The sequence below is a fragment of the Amphibacillus sp. Q70 genome, from assembly GCF_052055485.1.
Lineage (GTDB): Bacteria > Bacillota > Bacilli > Bacillales > Amphibacillaceae > Amphibacillus.
The window spans coordinates 1,173,765-1,192,255 of sequence record NZ_CP197171.1 but is presented as its reverse complement, the minus strand read 5'-3'; the positions used below and the strand labels follow the sequence as shown (position 1 = coordinate 1,192,255).

The 18,491-nt window shown below is 35.3% G+C and carries 15 protein-coding genes; 8 read left to right on the top strand and 7 right to left on the bottom strand.

The features are described 5' to 3' along the window. Positions 1-535: 535 nt before the first annotated feature. The 6 genes from ACS127_RS05520 (at position 536) to ACS127_RS05495 (ending at position 6,868) form a co-directional block, all read left to right on the top strand. Positions 536-1,126: a DUF4352 domain-containing protein gene (locus ACS127_RS05520; protein ID WP_440897431.1), complete on the top strand. Its 591-nt coding sequence runs from the start codon at positions 536-538 to the stop codon at positions 1,124-1,126. 350 nt (positions 1,127-1,476) lie between these two features. Further along, a complete protein-coding gene (locus ACS127_RS05515) occupies positions 1,477-2,370 on the top strand; it encodes a LysR family transcriptional regulator (RefSeq protein WP_440897430.1) in 894 nt (297 codons plus the stop codon). A gap of 84 nt (positions 2,371-2,454) precedes the next feature. After that, positions 2,455-3,396: an NmrA family NAD(P)-binding protein gene (locus ACS127_RS05510; RefSeq protein WP_440897429.1), complete on the top strand. Its 942-nt coding sequence runs from the start codon at positions 2,455-2,457 to the stop codon at positions 3,394-3,396. Positions 3,397-3,778: 382 nt separating this feature from the next. After that, positions 3,779-4,381: a DUF4352 domain-containing protein gene (locus ACS127_RS05505; RefSeq protein ID WP_440897428.1), complete on the top strand. Its 603-nt coding sequence runs from the start codon at positions 3,779-3,781 to the stop codon at positions 4,379-4,381. 221 nt (positions 4,382-4,602) lie between these two features. Next, the gene (locus tag ACS127_RS05500) at positions 4,603-4,743 is read left to right on the top strand and encodes a hypothetical protein (protein ID WP_440897427.1); all 141 of its coding nucleotides are present in this window, start codon (positions 4,603-4,605) and stop codon (positions 4,741-4,743) included. 193 nt (positions 4,744-4,936) lie between these two features. Continuing rightward, positions 4,937-6,868 carry a fructose-1,6-bisphosphatase gene (locus ACS127_RS05495; protein WP_440897426.1) on the top strand — a complete coding sequence of 644 codons (1,932 nt, stop codon included), beginning with the start codon at positions 4,937-4,939 and terminating at the stop codon, positions 6,866-6,868. A gap of 242 nt (positions 6,869-7,110) precedes the next feature. Here ACS127_RS05495 and ACS127_RS05490 read toward each other — a convergent pair whose 3' ends face one another. The 3 genes from ACS127_RS05490 to ACS127_RS05480 form a co-directional block, all read right to left on the bottom strand. Then, positions 7,111-7,791, bottom strand: coding sequence for a fructose-6-phosphate aldolase (locus tag ACS127_RS05490; RefSeq protein WP_440897425.1), 681 nt, complete (start codon positions 7,789-7,791; stop codon positions 7,111-7,113). Positions 7,792-8,383: 592 nt separating this feature from the next. After that, positions 8,384-9,169: a glycyl-radical enzyme activating protein gene (locus ACS127_RS05485; RefSeq protein ID WP_440897424.1), complete on the bottom strand. Its 786-nt coding sequence runs from the start codon at positions 9,167-9,169 to the stop codon at positions 8,384-8,386. 15 nt (positions 9,170-9,184) lie between these two features. Further along, a complete protein-coding gene (locus ACS127_RS05480; protein ID WP_440897423.1) occupies positions 9,185-11,530 on the bottom strand; it encodes a formate C-acetyltransferase in 2,346 nt (781 codons plus the stop codon). Positions 11,531-11,854: 324 nt separating this feature from the next. Here ACS127_RS05480 and ACS127_RS05475 point away from each other — a divergent pair, with 324 nt between their 5' ends. After that, positions 11,855-12,619 carry a DeoR/GlpR family DNA-binding transcription regulator gene (locus tag ACS127_RS05475; RefSeq protein ID WP_440897422.1) on the top strand — a complete coding sequence of 255 codons (765 nt, stop codon included), beginning with the start codon at positions 11,855-11,857 and terminating at the stop codon, positions 12,617-12,619. Positions 12,620-12,766: 147 nt separating this feature from the next. Here the strand turns inward: ACS127_RS05475 and ACS127_RS05470 are convergent, their stop codons facing one another. From ACS127_RS05470 to ACS127_RS05460, 3 genes are read right to left on the bottom strand one after another with little or no spacing between them, the layout of a single operon-like run. Next, on the bottom strand, positions 12,767-13,861 hold the full coding sequence (locus tag ACS127_RS05470; RefSeq protein WP_440897421.1) for a PTS fructose transporter subunit EIIC: 1,095 nt from the start codon (positions 13,859-13,861) through the stop codon (positions 12,767-12,769). An 18-nt stretch (positions 13,862-13,879) separates the two neighbouring features. Further along, a complete protein-coding gene (locus ACS127_RS05465; RefSeq protein ID WP_440897420.1) occupies positions 13,880-14,191 on the bottom strand; it encodes a PTS fructose-like transporter subunit IIB in 312 nt (103 codons plus the stop codon). A gap of 22 nt (positions 14,192-14,213) precedes the next feature. After that, positions 14,214-14,681 carry a PTS sugar transporter subunit IIA gene (locus ACS127_RS05460; protein WP_440897419.1) on the bottom strand — a complete coding sequence of 156 codons (468 nt, stop codon included), beginning with the start codon at positions 14,679-14,681 and terminating at the stop codon, positions 14,214-14,216. A gap of 609 nt (positions 14,682-15,290) precedes the next feature. Between ACS127_RS05460 and ACS127_RS05455 the strand changes: the two genes are divergently transcribed. Further along, positions 15,291-16,244 (top strand): sugar-binding transcriptional regulator, encoded by a 954-nt coding sequence (locus tag ACS127_RS05455; protein WP_440897418.1) that lies wholly within the window; start codon positions 15,291-15,293, stop codon positions 16,242-16,244. Positions 16,245-16,814: 570 nt separating this feature from the next. On the opposite strand, the gene ACS127_RS05450 is transcribed toward ACS127_RS05455, so the two are convergent. After that, on the bottom strand, positions 16,815-18,482 hold the full coding sequence (locus tag ACS127_RS05450; RefSeq protein WP_440897417.1) for a hypothetical protein: 1,668 nt from the start codon (positions 18,480-18,482) through the stop codon (positions 16,815-16,817). Positions 18,483-18,491 lie beyond the last annotated feature (9 nt).

Sequence of the window (18,491 nt, the reverse complement as noted above, 5' to 3'; positions counted from 1 at the left end):
TATTTTTAAGGGTTTCTCTATACGATTTAAGTGGGGAATAACTCTTAAAAATAATAGCATAAACACGACAAAAGTGGGGAATGAATTTCTGATGTTTTGTTCTCAATGACCTTATGTTTCCAAGGAAGGGGAATAAAGGTATTCTGGGGGATTATGTCAAACTAATATTTCCAATTTCTGATGAAGTCACGTGTTTTGATAAAGCTATAGTCAACAAACAGTATCATTGAAGTTAATATTAGACGCCTATAGTTAATTTCATAAACCAACTATTCAAGTATTTATTTGAATATGCACAGTAATTCTCTCATCAAATACCTTCTCATATAGATGAATGAACAAATTAATTTGTTCATTCAATGAAAGAGCCACATTTGTAGGCGACCAGCATCTATATCTAGCAATATAACAGATATGACTGCTAGAAAGTTAAGAAAAGTTGATGGCTTCATAAAATGTGAGGTTTGGAACCATCCTTAATCGATATCTACTATGCAAAACATAGACGATATATAAACACAAGGGAGGAAATAAAATGCTTAAAAAATTTAAGTTTTTGGTTCTTGGAATTATTTTAGTCTTTGGGCTTGCGGCGTGTGATGATACAGACGCTAATAACAATGATGAGCCTGCTGAATCAGAGGAAAGCAACGATACCAGTGATGAAATTGGTGATACAGAAAATGAAGATAATTTGGAAGATGCAACCGATGAGGTAGAAGGTGAGGAGGAAGAGGATCTTGTTGTTGGCGATACAGTTAACTTTGAAGGTTTAGAAATAACCTTAAATGAGGCTAGAATTGAACCAGGCGGGGAATTTGATACTCCAGGTGAAGATCAATTCATCGTTGCAAACTTAACGATCGAGAATAAGACTGATGAGGAACAAGTAATATCCTCTATGTTAAACATTGAATTAAAAGATGAAGAAGGATATGCATATATGACAACCTTTTTAATGGAAGGTACGAAGGGACAGCTTGATGGATCTTTAGAGGTTGACGAAACAATGCGTGGTGAAATTCCATTTGATGTTCCTGAATCAGATACTTACGAATTACATTTTTCAGACCCATTTAAAACGGGAAAAGCCATTTGGACTATTTCGGCAAGTGAATTAGAGTAAAGGTAGCATTCCCTATCGACTTTCGATAGGGAATCTCTTTTTAAATGAAAGAAATTCTTTATTTATCTGAAGTAAGAGCCTACCCAATATTCTTCAATAACGAAAAATCTGTCTCAATCATCTTATTATATTATTTTTATCCCTCATTTCATCTCTTTTTCTAATACGCTAAACAGCTCGCTACTTACTTCATGATATGAACTCATCTCTCTAAGATCCATCCACGTTAATGATAATATTTCTAATTCTTATTCATTCGTTATGCTAAATTTTGCGAATATATCGTGTTATGATAAGTTTAAAATCGCAAGTAACGGTTATATTAAATTAAAATACTTTGGGTGATTAAGATGAATATTGAAAAAGTCAAATATTTTATTGATCTCGTTGAATGTAGAAATTTCACGGAAACAGCAAAAAAGAATTTTGTATCGCAAACAACCATTAGTCAACAAGTAGCTTCACTTGAAAAAGAGTTCGACATCATATTAATTGACAGAAAGCAAATTCCGATTGAACCAACACAAGCAGGATGGCTTTTTTACAATGAAGCGATTATACTCTGGAAGCAATATAATCACATGAAGGCTAAGTTAATCAATTACCAGCAAAATAATAAACAAACGCTTACGATCGAATATTCTGCCCTAACCGATATGCAAAGTTTAGTGACATTTATTCCCGATTTTAAAAAACAGCATCCGAACATTGAAGTAGAGATCAATAAGGTATTATTAAAAGATGTTCCCGATTATTTAGAGAAGGGGATATACGACGTGGCCATTGCCTTTGACTCAGCTTTTGCGAGTAGAGAAAATATACAGACATATCCTTTATACCAAGGGCAATACTGTGCGGTTTTAAATCAGCTCCATCCTCTCTTCGATCATTATTCGATTTCAAAAAAAGAACTATATCAGTATCCACTTGTAATGTTAAGCCCAAGTGTGATTGGTGCCTCTTATGACTTGATGATTGAGCATGCAATAGAAGATGGTTTTCAACCGAATATTTTACGCACAGTTGATGATGTAGAGACAGAACTGTTTCATATTCTGACCGAGGGTTTAATTGGTTTTTTCCCTGATAATTATCAGCTTCCGTATCCAGAAGATAAAGTGCGACTCATTTCGCTGGAAGATTCACATCATTTGTTTAAAATAGAGATTGCTTATTTAAAAAATAATACAAATCCTGCATTATATCCTTTTCTTCAACAAATAAAGCATTCGTTTTCCCAATAGGGGATTCGCTTTTTCTATTGGATATTGTTCAATTATTCACATACAATAGGGTTGTACAAACGATTAACTAGAGGAGTGTTGTAGATGGGAAAACTACTATTAACAGGTGTTGATGGAAATCTTGGAAAACAAGCTGCTGAACATGTATTAACTTTAGTAGACAAAGACCAGCTTATTTTTTGTGGTTATGATCCATCATCCTTAAAAGAATACCAAGAACAAGGTATTGAAACACATGTAACCAATTTCAATAAAATCGAGGGGCTCGACGAGGCATTTGCCGGGGCAGATAAATTAGCCTTGATTTCGATGCCTTTTGTTGGTGAAAAACGTCAACATGCGCATAAGAACGTCATCGATGCTGCAAAAGAAGCTGGCGTTAAACAAGTAATTTATACATCGTTAGTCAATGCTACTGATGAATCCAATCCAAGTGTCGAAAAAATTGACCATGCTTTTACTGAAGATTATATTAAACACGTTGGATTAGATTATATTTTTCTACGTAATTCTCAGTATGCTGAAGCGATGATTACTAATTATTTTACCTTTGTAAAGGCTGATGGCATCTTAAAAAATAGTCAAGGTGATGGAAAAATGGCCTATATCTCACGGAATGATTGTGCTAAAGCTGTCGCCCATGCGCTGGTCACTGATGATTATCAAAAGACCATATTGAATATTAATGGTCCTGAGCTTTTAACCATATCCGACTTTGTCCATATTGGAAATGAAGTCACTGGTCATCAAGTTACCTATCAAGAAATTACCGATGAAGAAAATTATGCGATATTTGATGCGATGGGTGTGCCAAGAACAACAGAGGGAGCATTTAAAGAAGATTCTGAAGCACCGTTCTCTTCTGATGGTATGGTGACTTTTGCGCAAGCCATTCGTTTAGGGAAAATGGATCTCTTTACAGATGATTTTAAGAAACTCACTGGACAAGATCCCCTTAGCGTGAAATATATGTTTGAACATTCTAATGAATTTCAAGTTGGCGAGCGTCATTCAAAGGATAATTAAAGCTAATTAAATAATTCATTTCATCAAAAACAGTATCTCAAATAATTGGGCTACTGTTTTTATCTATATTTTGATTACGCCAGTGTCAAAACTTATGCTAACTTCAATAGAGCACAGCTCACCAACTGCTATTTTTCTTACTAAGCTTATAATTTTTACTTTCTGCTTCCTCATGATTATTTAATTATATCTCCCAATAGGTTGAGTTATTTGACTATTTTGTGTAATATATGGATGTTAATTATTATATAAATCCACACATCATAACTGATCTCATTTCATATAAAAAAATGACAACTAAAATTCAATTTAGCCTCAAGTCTAATAAAAGGACGGATGATTTTTAATTTAAATTTATATTTAAACATAAGGAGAGGGTTAAATGTTAAAAAAAGTTGGCTTCATGATCATTGGAATAATCCTGTTGCTAGGTCTCGGAGCTTGTAATGATGCAAATACGGAAAAAATTGAAAAGGCAAAAACACCTCAAGAAATCATTCCAATTGATGGTGAGGAAGATATGGATGACTTGGAAGAATACTTTGACGAGTTTGATGATATGGATGATATAGATGAACAAACAGAATTACTAGATGGATTAGTTGTAGGAGAGACAGCTGACTTTGATGGCTTTAAAATAACTCTAAATGAAAGTAGAATCGAACCAGGTGGGGAGTTCGATATTCAACAAGAGGAACAATTTGTTGTTGTAAATATTACAATTGAGAACCACACAGATGAGGAAAAAAGGATATCTCCATGGCTTAATTTTGAATTAAAAGATGAAGAAGGATATACATATCTAGAAGCTTATCTAACGGAAGGGATCAGAAAAGCACCCGACGGTACATTATTAGCTGATGAAATTCTACGAGGGGATATTCCATTTGATGTTCCCGTATCAGATAGTTATAAATTGTATTTTTCCGATGATGATTTTAATGTAAAAGCGATTTGGACGATTTCTGCAAGTGAACTAGAGTAAAAGGATTCCCTATCAACTTGATCATTGCCCTGCCTATAAATAAAGCTAGGCAGTTGTTAACTGATAGGGAACTTTGTGTTATGAATTAAGTCATTCCCCTCCATCCTAAGGGGGATTTTTTTATCCACCAAATGAATGAATAGAAATACATCACTAGCCTGTTTTTTATTTCCAATTATTTCGTTATGATTTAACTATCAACGAAATAAAGGATGAGGCAAATGAAATCACTATTTAAGAAACTTAAACATATCTATCGGTTTCGCTCAAGTCGATGGACAAATAATGCTGTGATCATTGAACGAAGATTAGCACATTATTATCACGAACGCCAAGTTCAAAAAATTAGACAATTGTTTTAATGACTACATCTAATTTCGATTGGCGAGCGGTTTTTATGCTATAACAGAAAGTCTTTCATGTAAATCTGTCAAAAGTAGCTGTTATCCACTATCCAAAAATAGATCTATTCGCTACACTAAAAGTAGAGAAGATCTAGCTTCTTAATCTTGCAGTGGTCATTTTAAAATAATCATTAAGAAAAGAGGGACGGATGTGGAAGAAAAATATCTCGATTTGCTGGCAGAGAAGTATGATACAGAAGAAAAGGTTGCAACAGAAATTATTAATCTAGAAGCGATTTTAAACTTACCAAAAGGAACCGAGCATTTTGTCAGTGACTTACATGGTGAATTTCAGGCCTTTTCCCACATCCTACGTAATGGATCTGGGAAAGTAAAAGAAAAGATTATCGACCTTTATGGCGGGAAACTGTTAAAGGAAGAAATCGATTCCTTTGGTGCACTTGTTTATTATCCGGAGGAAAAACTTAAAGCTTTTAAACAAAGCTTTAAGACAACAGATGCCTTAAATGATTGGTATGAGGTGATTATTGAACGGCTTATTCATTTAATCCAATACGCCTCTTCAAAGTACACACGATCAAAATTAAGAAAAGCTTTACCCTCACATTTTATTTATATCGTTGAAGAACTGTTATATAAAGTTGATTTATTAGAAAATAAGAAACCTTATTATAAGAAGATTGTTCAACAGATTATTTCACTCAATCAAATTGATAAAATGATCATTGGGCTCTGTTATACAGTACAACGACTAGTTGTCGATCATTTACATGTCGTTGGAGATATTTATGACCGCGGACCCAAACCAGATCAGATTATGGAGACATTAATTAACCATCATTCTGTTGATATTCAGTGGGGCAACCACGATGTATTATGGCTTGGTGCCTTTAGTGGTTCTAAAGTCTGCCTTGCCAACATTTTGCGTATTTGTGCCCGTTACAATAACTTAGATATTATTGAAGATGTTTATGGCATCAATTTAAGACCCTTGCAAAACTTGGCTGATAAGTATTATGGTGACCACCCTAACTTCAGACCGAAACGTCAAGCAAGTGAGACACTAACGGATGATGAGTTCTTGGAAATCACGAAAATGCATCAAGCCATTGCGATCATCCAATTCAAGCTTGAACTCCCCATTATTAAACGTCAGAAAAACTTTAATATGGCACACCGAGCAATGTTATCATTTGTTGATTACGATAAGGAGACTATTACGATTAATAGCAAGACCTTTCCACTGTTCCAACCCTGCTTTCAAACCGTTAACAAGGAGAACCCTGAAGTACTGTTAGATGAAGAAAAAGCTGTGATTGATAAATTATTATTTGCCGTGCAGCATTCAGAAAAGTTAAAGCGACATATGGACTTTTTAATGAAGAAAGGGAGCTTTTACTTACGCTATAACGGTAACCTTCTAATCCATGGTTGTGTTCCATTAGATGAAGAGGGAAATCTACAATCTATGGTGATTGACAATAAAACATATCGTGGGCGGGAATTACTTGATTTATTTGAAACAACACTAAGGCGATGTTATAAGCGAAAAAATGTTACCTGTGATTTTGACACCGATCTAGTTTGGTACATGTGGATGGGAGAACATTCATCACTTTTTGGCAAGAGAGAAATGACAACTTTCGAACGTTACTTTATTAAGGATAAGACCACACATAAAGAACGGAAAAATCCATATTACTATATGCGTGAAGATGAAGAAGTCTGTCGCCGAATTCTAACAGCCTTTGATCTTGATCCAGACCAGGGTCACATTATTAATGGACACACACCAGTAAAGGAAATTGAAGGAGAAAATCCAATTAAGGCAAATGGAAAGATGATTGTGATTGATGGGGGTTTCTCAAAAGCCTATCAAAAGACAACCGGTCTTGCTGGATATACTTTAGTATATAATTCATATGGGATTCAACTCGTTGCCCATCAATATTTTCATTCAAAACAAGAAGTGATTAAAAACGGAACTGACGTCTTAAGTATGAAACGTTTAGTTGATAAGGAGCTATCCCGTAAACAGGTTCGTGAGACAAATGTTGGCGCACAGTTGATTAAAGAAATTACCCTCTTAAAAAAATTACTAGAAACACGTTATTTAAGGTGATAAAACATCGTTGCGGAAAGCTACGAATCCTTCACATCGTTAGAATTAGGTAAACTTCTTATTCTGACTCCCAAAGGAATCTTTAACTGGAACAGTAATGTTTAATTCAGAGTATAAGAAAAACTACCAACTTTGTTCAAAAAGAACGAAGGCGGTAGTTTTTCTAAATCATCATCTGACCATTAAGACAATACATCAAATATAAAGCGTCTTGCATCTATTAAAGTGATAGGAAACCGCTTTTATAAATTAAAAATCTTTGAGTCTACTCCAAAGATGGCTTCCCAATCTGTTGTAAAATCAACAACAGCTTTTTCGATTGATGGCATGACAAAGGCTTGTTGAATAATATCAACACCCATCGTTGCCGCCTGTGCACCTGCTTCTAAGGCAGCGTTAACTTGCCCTACATTCTTAAAACTAGCGGCTAATATCTTAGTCTTACTCTCAGTACGGGTAATTTCTTTTGCCATTTCCTCTATGGCGGATCGTGGATCAATATTTAGATTTTCCATCCGATTAAAATAGGGTGCAATATAGTCTGCTCCAGCAGCAATAGCCAAGTAGGCTTGAAATTTCGTATAAATAGCTGTGGCAGTCGTATTTACATTTTTCTGTTTCAGTGCCTTAATCACCTTGATTCCTTCTTGATTAACGGGAACTTTAATAAAGACTTCTGGATCAATTTTAGCTAAAATTGTTTCCGCATCTTTCATCATCCCTTCATAGTCATTGGCAACAACTTGAACATGTAATGACTTATCTCTGCCAATAATATTGCGAATACTTTTCATATGGTCAAAAAATTGAATTTTGCCTTCTTTTTTCACAATAGACGGATTCGAGGTCACGCCAGCAAGTGGAATGATTGCTTCATATTGCTTAATTTCTTCTAGGTTTGCTGTATCCAATAGAAACTCCATGGAACACCCTCCTTTTTTTATATCAATAGCGTAACATTGAGTCAGTTAAGAAACCGCATAAAAAAAAGAGAAATTAGTAAAACCTTGCTTTGACGACACTAGTAACTACAAGTCATTATCGTTTTGCACGTTTGTGCCTATTTACGTGAAGTGGAACATTTAAGTTCTATTAGTCTGTTTTATTGCTACTGGGTAAAAAAGCAGCGGGCGATTATGCTTACTTCTGAATTATTCATCATTTAATATGTAGTGTGTCATGAGCCTATATTTAACGAACTTCTCTAGCTTTTAATACCCACCTTAAAGGTGAAACAGTTAGACGTTAAGTCATCTGAAGACTCGGGAACTCTATCAGGAAAAACAGGAGCTGAAGATCCATCTAATACTTAATCAAGTGATTTTGGCTTGACTAGGTTCACCTGACGCCTGGTCCATAGAAAGCGGAGTATTTCAGATGACACTTTTATAGAATGCATAAGCTAGGTTACTTTAAATTTTTCAAACAATAGGCAACAGCTTTATCAAGCCGTTATGATTTCAATTAAAAATACCGAGTGACCATTTTGATCACTCGGCTTTTCGTACTTCTATTTTACTCTAATCCATCTATATTTGCTTGAATACCTTGGTCTTCAAACATATTTTTAATCGTATTAACTTCTGCTTTTGTCAGCGTGTCAACATCTTTCATGGTATATTCCCAACCGAGATATTCATATTTACTACTTCCATATTGGTGGAATGGAAGAATATGAACGTCATAGATACCCAAAGCTAGCAAGTAATCAATAATAGCTTTGATATTTTCTGAAGAATCCGTAAATCCAGGAATCAAGGGAATTCTAGGAACTAAATCAACATCTGTTTCATTAAGAAGGTATTCAAAATTTTCTTTAACAATGGATACGTTTGTTCCAATGACTTGCCGAGCATTGTGTTCATCCATTATTTTCAAATCAAATAGTACTTGATTTAAATAAGGTACTAATGTTTTTATTTTTTTGACTGGAAAACACCCTGTCGTTTCAATTGCTGTATGAATACCCAGATTATAAAATTCCTCTAAAAGGTGGGCAGCAAAGTCTGACTGCATGAGAACTTCACCGCCAGATAGCGTGACACCACCACCAGACGTGCGATAAAAAATTTCATCTTTCATTACCTGATCAACTAATTCATCTACAGAGCGCCATTCTCCAATTGTTTCTTCTTGGCCATTCTTATTCCATGTTGTTGGTTCGACGGCTTTTCTTGATTCGGGGTTTGCACACCAAGGACAGCGTAATGGACAGCCCTTTAGAAAAATAATGGTACGAATTCCCCCGCCATCATGAACAGAATATCTTTGGATGTTAAAGACTAACCCTTTATCACTCAATGTATTACCTCAATTCTATAGTTCATGCTCAACGCGAGCAATGATATCATCTTGGATTTGCTTGTTCAAATCAACAAAGAAAGCACTATATCCAGCCACTCTAACCAATAATCCCGTATATTTTTCTGGATGCTTTTGGGCATCTAATAAAGTCGCTTTAGATTGAACGTTGAATTGAACATGTTGAATTTTCAATTTCGTATAGGCCATCAAAAAGTCAGCAAACTTATTTAATCCTTGAATTCCTTTTAAAGTATTGGGTTGAAATTTGAGATTTAATAAACTTCCATTAACGGTCAAATAGTTATCGAGTTTACTAACAGATTTCAAAACAGCTGTCGGTCCCAAATGGTCTCGCCCGACCATTGGTGAAAGACCTCCATCAGCTAACTGCTCTTGAGCATTACGTCCATCTGGCGTTGCCCCAACAGCTTCACCGAGAGGGATATGCGCCGAAACGGTATAAGCACCAGCAATGAACTTTCCACCCCGAACATTTGAGTATTTTTCTAATTGCTTTGCGTAATGACGGAATAGCTTTGCTGCAATGTGATCAATTTCATCATTATCATTGCCGTATTTATCAAAGTCTTGAATGACATGTGTTTGTAAATCGGTATATTGTCCACTATAATCGGCTTCTAATGCCGTCACAAGCTCATCAAAAGACATTTCTTGATTTTCGAAAATCATTTTTTTGATTACATACATTGAATCACTTAAATTGGCTTCACCAATACCTTGGACACCAGAAAAGTTATAGCGTGCCCCACCTTCAGTAACATCCATTCCTTTTTCAAGACAATCCTGAATTAAAACAGATAGAAATGGTGTTGGGGCAAAGTTTCGATGTCCTAAATCAACAATATTTGATCCTTTAACAACGAGTTCAACATAGTAGTCAATTTTGTCTTTGATATCTTCCATTAATGCCTCGTAAGTGACATCCTCATTGTCCCGCAACTCATACATACTTAGCTCCATAATCCGCAATAGATTAAATAGGGCAATATCATGTAATCCATATGTTCGACCTGGAATTGAAGTCTCAACACAGCCTACAGTAGCATAATCCCTTGCATCATCTAAAGAAACACCCTTGCTAAGAAATGCTGGAATACAAACTTCATCATTGAATAACTGTGGAATACCTGTACCTAAGCGAATGGCTTCACACGTTTTCAATAGGAATTTCCGTGGGATTAATTCATTCATTCTTACTGAAAGATTGGGTTGTGGCAACAAAACTTCATGATATAAATCCAACATAACAGAGGATAATGGGTTTACTGCTGCGTGTCCTAATTCATCTAGTCCGCCTAAAACAACTGTATACCCTGTCGGAAAACCTGCAAAGCATTTGGCACTACTTTCGCTACGTAATAAAACAACATCATTTGTTTTAATATAAAAATCACCAAGTACTTCGTATAAGAATTCTTTAGGTACACCTGCATCTAAGGAAGCTTGATAAAACGGATACATATATTGGTCCATTCTCCCTAATGAAAGGGAAGAAGCATTAGATTCATACTGTCCAACGATACTAGTCATCCAAAGTAACTGTAGGGCTTCATAGAAGGAATCCGGTCTATCTTTACTAAGCTTTTGACACATGTCTGCCATTTTTAATAGTTCAGCTTTTCTTGTAGGACCAGCGGTTTCAGCCATTTGCTCTGCTAAACTGGCATAACGAAGAAAATGTTGCTGCATAGCGACAAAAATAATTTGTCCGGCTTTGAAGAAATGATTTTCTGGATCTTTCGCAATCTTTTCATTGAGATTGTCAATATAGAATTGAACACCGTATTTCAGCATGGAAGGGAAGTCCATAATAATATGGCCTTGGCCTTTATCGGTTTGATTCAATTTAAATACTTCATCTTTCAAAGCACCTTTAACATCCTCTGTTAATTCAGCATTGATAAAGTCTTTCATTGATCGATCTTTCCAATATGGATAAAGTTCTTCCCGATAAACCTTTTTATCAGATTCGGTAAATTCAAATTGGTCTTGCGGACGCGTATCAATCGTATCAATCTCTTTCATGATCCAATATGGGTCCATTTCTGGAGAGAGGATACCTGATCGTGCTCTTACCGTCCGGTTTCCTACTAGTAGTTCACCCTCGCGGATACTGATTTCAACATGTTCCAAAATATGCGCAACTGCTTTAGCTCGGCGAATAATTGTAGGTTCACCTTCTGTCTGTTTAAAGCTTTCTGTATAAAGTAACGCACGTTCTAATGAAATTTGTCTCTTTTCTTTAAATAAATTATCTTTCATTAATTGAATTCGCTTATTTCCATCTGTCACAACATTTGCCGTGTTTTTTGTTTTATCAATAATACCAGTGGCCATCAGTGAGTCATTCCTTTCTGTTTTCTGATAAATGTTAAGCTAAGACCTAGAGAATAATACTTAAACTCCTTTAAATCCATCTACTCAAGCTGTTTTTACTTTATTTTTAACAGCGTTTAGCTCGTTTCTATACATAAATTATACTATCTCATCATTATCAATTCCATGTTTTAATTGGATTTAAATAAAAAAATTTGATTTTGTTCAATAAATCGAAACATTTTCTAGGTAATTATTATGTTTTCGTTAAAAGTACCAATTTTTACTTTGAAAAACTTTGAATTTAATGTTATATTCTAAACAAATAAAGTAGAGGTGATCGTCATGCGCGCGTCAGAAATCATGGATCGTCGGAAGGCAATTGTTGAACTATTGCAAGAAAATAATGAAATTAGAGTTGCCCAATTGGTCAAGCTATTCAATGTATCCGATGAAACAGTACGAAAGGATTTAACTTATTTAGAAAAAGAGGGGGTTTTAGAAAAGAAATTCGGTAAAGCTGTCCGAATAAAAGGCAAGGCACTAGAACCTGTTTTAAATCGAACACCTGTCAATAAAAACAAAAAAATCAAACTGGTTCAAGCTGCTTTAGAATTGATTGATGACAATGAACATTTAATTGGCTTAGATCAAGGAAGTACAGTTGCTTTATTAGCTAACGCACTTAAAAATAAGCCAACAAAGGAGTTTTTCTCTGGATCCTTAGCCGCTATTTTAGAACTTGCAAACAGTAATCACATCATCCATTGTTTTGGGGGTGTCTATTCTACAAATGATATGTCCTTTCAAAATGATACTGGGAAAGAGATGTATCCCGATATTCATTTAGATATTTGTTTTTTTGGTTCTAGCGGTGTTGCAAACAGAAAGGGATTCTGTACATCGTCTTTAGTAGATGCTGAATCAAAACGAATGCTGTTAAGAAAATCGACCAAAAAAATTGTCCTATTAGATAGTACTAAGTTTGAAACAACCTCTTTAGTTCAAGTCGCACCTTGGTCCGATATTGATATTGTTATAACAAATAAAGGAATTCCAACAGACTATGAACAGATGATTCGAGCATGTTCAAAATTAATCTTAGTATAAAATGAAACTTCAATCAGTGAGATTGCAGCCAGTTAATCTATGATAAAAAAACAGAACGACTACTGCTTATAATGATCACATCAGTGTAATCTTCTGATAAGCTCTGGTACTTAGTAGTCGTTCTGTCTTACAAATGAATTCTATTCATTACATAACTTCAAATTCCAACTCAAAAGCATCTTCTGCTTCATCTGACTGTTGTGGTTCTGCTGCCACAACTGGCTTTTTCAGTAATACAACTGTAAAAGCAGTAATCGAAGCACCAATGACGGTAGCCAGAAGATAAACAAATGGATTATTTGCTACTGGAGCAACGATCCATCCACCCCACGGAGCAGGATTTCCAGCGCCAAACCATATCGCTGCTGCTGAACCAATCGCACTACCAACGATATTTGCTGGGATACAGCGCAGTGGGTCTGCAGCTGCAAAAGGTATTGCCCCTTCGGAAATACCAACTAAGCCCATAATAAGCGCTGCTTTTCCTGAATTTTTTTCTTCAGAAGTGAACTTTTGTGGTGCAAATAAGGATGCTAGTCCCATGCCTAGTGGTGGAACACAAATCGCTACTGCAATACCAGCCATAATGGCCAATGCGGTTTCACTTGGTAAACCAGTAAGCGGGTCAACCGTTCCTACCATGGCAGAACCAAAACCAAAGGCAACTTTATTAATTGGTCCACCCATATCTGAAGCAATCATTGCACCAAGGACCAAGCCAAGAATAACAAGATTCCCTGTTCCCATTGCCTGCAACCAATTAGTTAAGGCAGTCATTAGATGGACAATGGGGCGTCCAATAACCCAGTGCATTAATCCACCAACGATAAAAGTACCTGCCAGCGGAATAATAAAAATCGGCATTAATGATCGAAAAGATGAAGGAATTTTAATTTTTTTCAAATAAAAAACAACAATCCCTGCTAATAAACCAGAAAAAATACCACCAATAAATCCAGCGCCAATAGTATTAGCTATCATTCCACCAATAATTCCGGGTGCCAATCCAGGGCGATCGACCATAGAAAAAGCAATATAGCCAGACAGAATGGGAACCATTAAACCTAGTCCGGTCTCACCGATATTAGCGATATCAGCTAAAAAACCTTCTTCTGGTACAGATGCACTACCAGAAAATAAAACACTAACTGCTAGCAAAATTCCGCCCGCAACCACAAAAGGAATCATATAAGAAACGCCGGTCATTAAGTTTTTTCTTGTTTCCTTTAATAGAGCTAACATTTAATCTCCTCCTAATCTTTATTTACCAAGCTTGTCTTTAATTTTTTTAATAATCTGTTCGCTTTTGGTTATACAATCGCCAGCACTTACACGAATGACAGGTTTACCTTTAAAACGGAATTCATCTTTTATCCCAATGTCATTTGTTAAAATAACGGCGTCAGCATTCACTATTTGTTCTTCAGTCAAGGCATTTTCTATACCAATAGATCCCTGTGTTTCTACATGGATTTCAGTCGTTATTTTTTTGGCTGCAACCTCTAAGCTTTCTGCGGCTAAATAAGTATGAGCTACTCCTGATGGACATGCTGTTACGGCAACTAATTTCATCATTACTTTCTCCTCTCAGTATTTAACAATTTACAACGCTTTGTAAACTTTCATTAATAATATTTACAATTTCTTCTTCATCATTTGTTGTTTGAAGCAATGTTCTAAATTCTTCATGAATTAATTTCCTTGACAAACCAGATATTATTTTCAAATGTTCTTCTCCTGCACTTGCTTCAGGTACTGCTAATAGAAAAACAATCTCAACAGGCTGATTATCCAAACTTTGCCACTCTAGTTGATCTTTCAAGCGGCCAAATGCAACAGTACATTCTTTTACATGTTCGCTTTTTCCATGAGGAATAGCAATTCCGAAACCGATACCCGTTGAGGTCAATTCCTCTCGCTCAAGCACACTATGATAATAGCCATCAAAATCAGCTAATCTTCCCGTGTCATCAATTAATTTTGCTAAGTTCCGAATAGCTTCTTGCTTATTTGTTCCGGCTAGTGATAATTCCACCATTTCTTTTGTCATAACGTTTGACATTAAAATTCACTTCCATTCTTAATTTGTTAATTTCTAGTTGTACGGTCATCAGTAAACAATTATATCTTCCAGTAGTGTAAAAATAAATGATAGCTGATAACGCCACCATAATAGTAAAAAATCCAGCGTTAACAGATAAAATAAAAAAATCATGCTGGCACAGCAATTTCTTGACACATTCACTCAAATTTGATTAATGGCGGTATTGCGAAACAACACTTCCTTCTTTAAAATTTATTGTAATATAATCTTAACTTTATCTAATTGCTTTAACAATAATATCAGAAATCTAAGATCTACCAACAGTTGCTAGAACTCCGCCATAAAAACGTTTTCACGACTTTTCATTTACACGAAACACTCTCGATAAGCACAAATGTGCATTTTTTATAAAAATTAAATATTTGTTTTATTTTTGATTTAGATATATTATTTATCATGATAGCTTTTCTATTAAGAGACCTTAATTTTAAATGAGGGCTTCCTAAAGGTCACTTCTCTCAGTTTTTTTCTAAACTTATAGATTAGCGTTACATAAATTTTTGTACATTAGAGATTTAACGAATATTAATGATAGATTTATGGGCATAACATACGAGGAGGAGTATTATGAAAGCGGATAAAAGAAAACAAGTAGCCAAAGCTGCCTATCTATATTTCATCGAAGGAATGAACCAGGAGCAAATTGCTAAAGAGATGGAAATATACCGAACAACAGTTAGCAGGATGATTACACAAGCAAAAAAAGAAGGAATTGTTGAAATTAAAATACAGAACTTTGATCCAGAAGTTTTTAAACTAGAATATCATGTTAAAAATAAATATCATTTAAAACATATTGAAATTGTACCTACAGAAGAACATGACTCTATATCGGAAAAAGAAGAGAATTTATCAGTAGCAGCAGCCAATTGGATAAAAAAACATATCAATGATAATGATGTAGTTGGCTTATCGTGGGGGGCTAGTGTGGGGAATGCTGTAAATAGGATAGAGAATAGATATTTAGAAAATACCGTTTTTGTCCCCATTGTAGGCGGTCCAAGTCACATTAATTCCCGCTACCATGTAAATACGCTTGTTTATGAGTTAGCGAGAAAATTCCACGGCGAAAGCTTATTTATCAATGCGACAGTTGTTCAAGAAACAAAACAATTAGCTGAAGGCATATTTAATTCCAAGTATTTTCAAGAACTGCGGGCATATTGGGCAAAATTAAGCATGGTGATCATTGGCGTAGGTGGTCCGCTTAGCTATAAAAAAAGCCAATGGCGAGATCTACTCGATCATGAAGACTATGAAGATTTAAAATTAAGGGAAGCTGCCGGCGATTGTTGTTGTCGTTTTTTTGATCAACATGGCAAAATATTAAAGGGTCGATTAGATCAACGAACGATTGGTTTATCATTAGAAGAACTAGCAAAAATCCCATCTTCAGTTGCCGTTGCACGCGGCAAGGTGAAAGCAAAATCAATTCTAGCGTTATTACGAAAGGGCTATATCAATACACTCATAACCGATCAGGAAACAGTGATGGAAATCCTGCGTTTGGATAAAGACTAACAATCTTGAATCGGGATGGTTTACTTGGTATGAAAATGATTGCTTTCTTGTCCATTCTAAATACAGCTAATCTGTTGATAGGGGACAAAAGAAAGGTTAGCATCCCGTTGAGTAAACTATTTTTATTTAATGAAACAATGATAAACAATGGATCACCATTGTTTATCAACCATATTTGTTTTAGTAAGAAGACAATGGAGGTGTTTTCTACTCTCTGCTGAAAGAGACATGCTTTTTTTTACTTTCTTTGATAATTAACACACATAATTATAAAAATCACACACACTTGAATGAATTTCATAATTACCAAAAACACTCCTTCGCTCCAACATGTAGTTAAGAAAGAATCTTCGAAACTACATGTTGGAGTGATGTGCCAATAAATCAGAATTATGAAATTCACTAACACTTAATTATTTTATTTACAGAATACCCCTTATTTTTCTCAACTTTTTTTATCAATACATGTAAATCAGACAAGGGTCGTAACAATCCTTGCCAGCAAACACTATATTGATGATCACACCATCTAGTCATTTAGATAAAAATAATTTTTTCCTAGTAACCTCATTAGTCTAATGCACTAAGCTCCGCTTTAAAAGCGCTTTTGCGTGAATGCTTTTTCTTATAGTACTCGATTAAATCTTCTTTGCACCCTAAATCTCCAAATGACTCCATTGCCTCACCTAATGCCACAATCAACGCAGCGGGCTTATAATAGCTATTGCGAAATCCACCACTGACAACAGCCTCTGTTCGCTTATCCACTTCTTTTTGTAGCCAGTTAATATATTTTTTTGCTTCTTGGTCTGTGATGACTATTTTTTCTTTCCAATATATAAATTGCTCTAGAAAGCGCTCTTGCTCATTCCTATATCCTAATCTTATGACTATATTATCTAGCAATTTATTTCCTGCTACTGTTAATTGATTACTTTTGTTCATTAATAGAATAAAAAGGGGCACAAGGAGACCTTTAAAATGCGTACTCCACCCTAATACGGTTTTATTCTTCTGACACAAATCTATAATTTTATCAAATTCTTGGTTAAAAAAATCAATTGCCTTTTTATTTTCTTTAGACAAGCTGTTTAGCTGTAACTGTATATTTTTTCGTTCACTATAAGACAATTCTGAGTTTTCTGGCAAAGCATTTGCGTAAATAGCTGCTCGTTTTGTTATATCATCATATAACGGCAATTCGAACAACCTTAAGTAGTGAGCTAATGTGGATTCAGCGTAAAAAGCAGCCTGATAACATGTTTTTATCACCTCAGGGTGCTTCAATTGTCTAGCAGCCTCTGCTGCTAGATCAGCAATCTCACCACGCATAACCAGTTTTTCAGATAGCTGCCGAATAGCCTCTAGTCCTACTTCTTCACATTGTGCAAATTTTGCTTCTCTTAATAGGATCTCACACGCATTTTTATACAAACAAGGATGTCTTTTTGAATTGGATCGGGCTATATTAATTAAGTAATTAACCCCTCCCAGATAAAGACAAGCCTCTGTCAACAAACGACCTGCCAAATCTCCATCTTTCTTCTTCAAAAGGGAAATCCATTCTTCCATAAATTCCGAAATTCCCTTTAATTCCTCTGGTCCAATAATAAAGATCTCTTCTACAGTCATATTGTTCATCACATACCAAGATAAAAAATATCGATACAACATATTTACTCTTTCTTTACCGTTGTATGATTGGTAGGTCGCATACATTAAATGCAGAAGGGTGTCTTTTACACTGATGTTTACTAAACCCTCAGCGATAAGACCTTCTAATTCCAACACATGCCCATCGCCACCCATAACATCGACTGCTTGGAATTCTAAGCTACATAATCGCTCAAATAAAGCCTGTGATTGTTTATATTGTTTCAAATATAATAAGTCTCTGGCAATTTGAAATGCTTTGGAAAGCTCTTCTCCTATCCCAAAAACATCTTCATACTCATCGACCCATTCTCCATAATAACCAGCCTCATATGTTTCATAGCCTGTACATTCTATATAAATATCCTGATTCTCTATTTTTTCACACCATGCCCCTATTTCATTAATGGTATCATCTGGTAGTATACTTACATATTTTTCCTTATTCATTAAAGAGTGTAAGAAAAATTGACGTTTCTTTTCACGTGTTGTTCGCGCTATGTCGCGAATCCAATTATCCTTCTCCTCATCTGACATGTTTGATAACTGTTCGTCCACTTGCTTCATAAAATCCCTATAGTTCATTGTGATAGT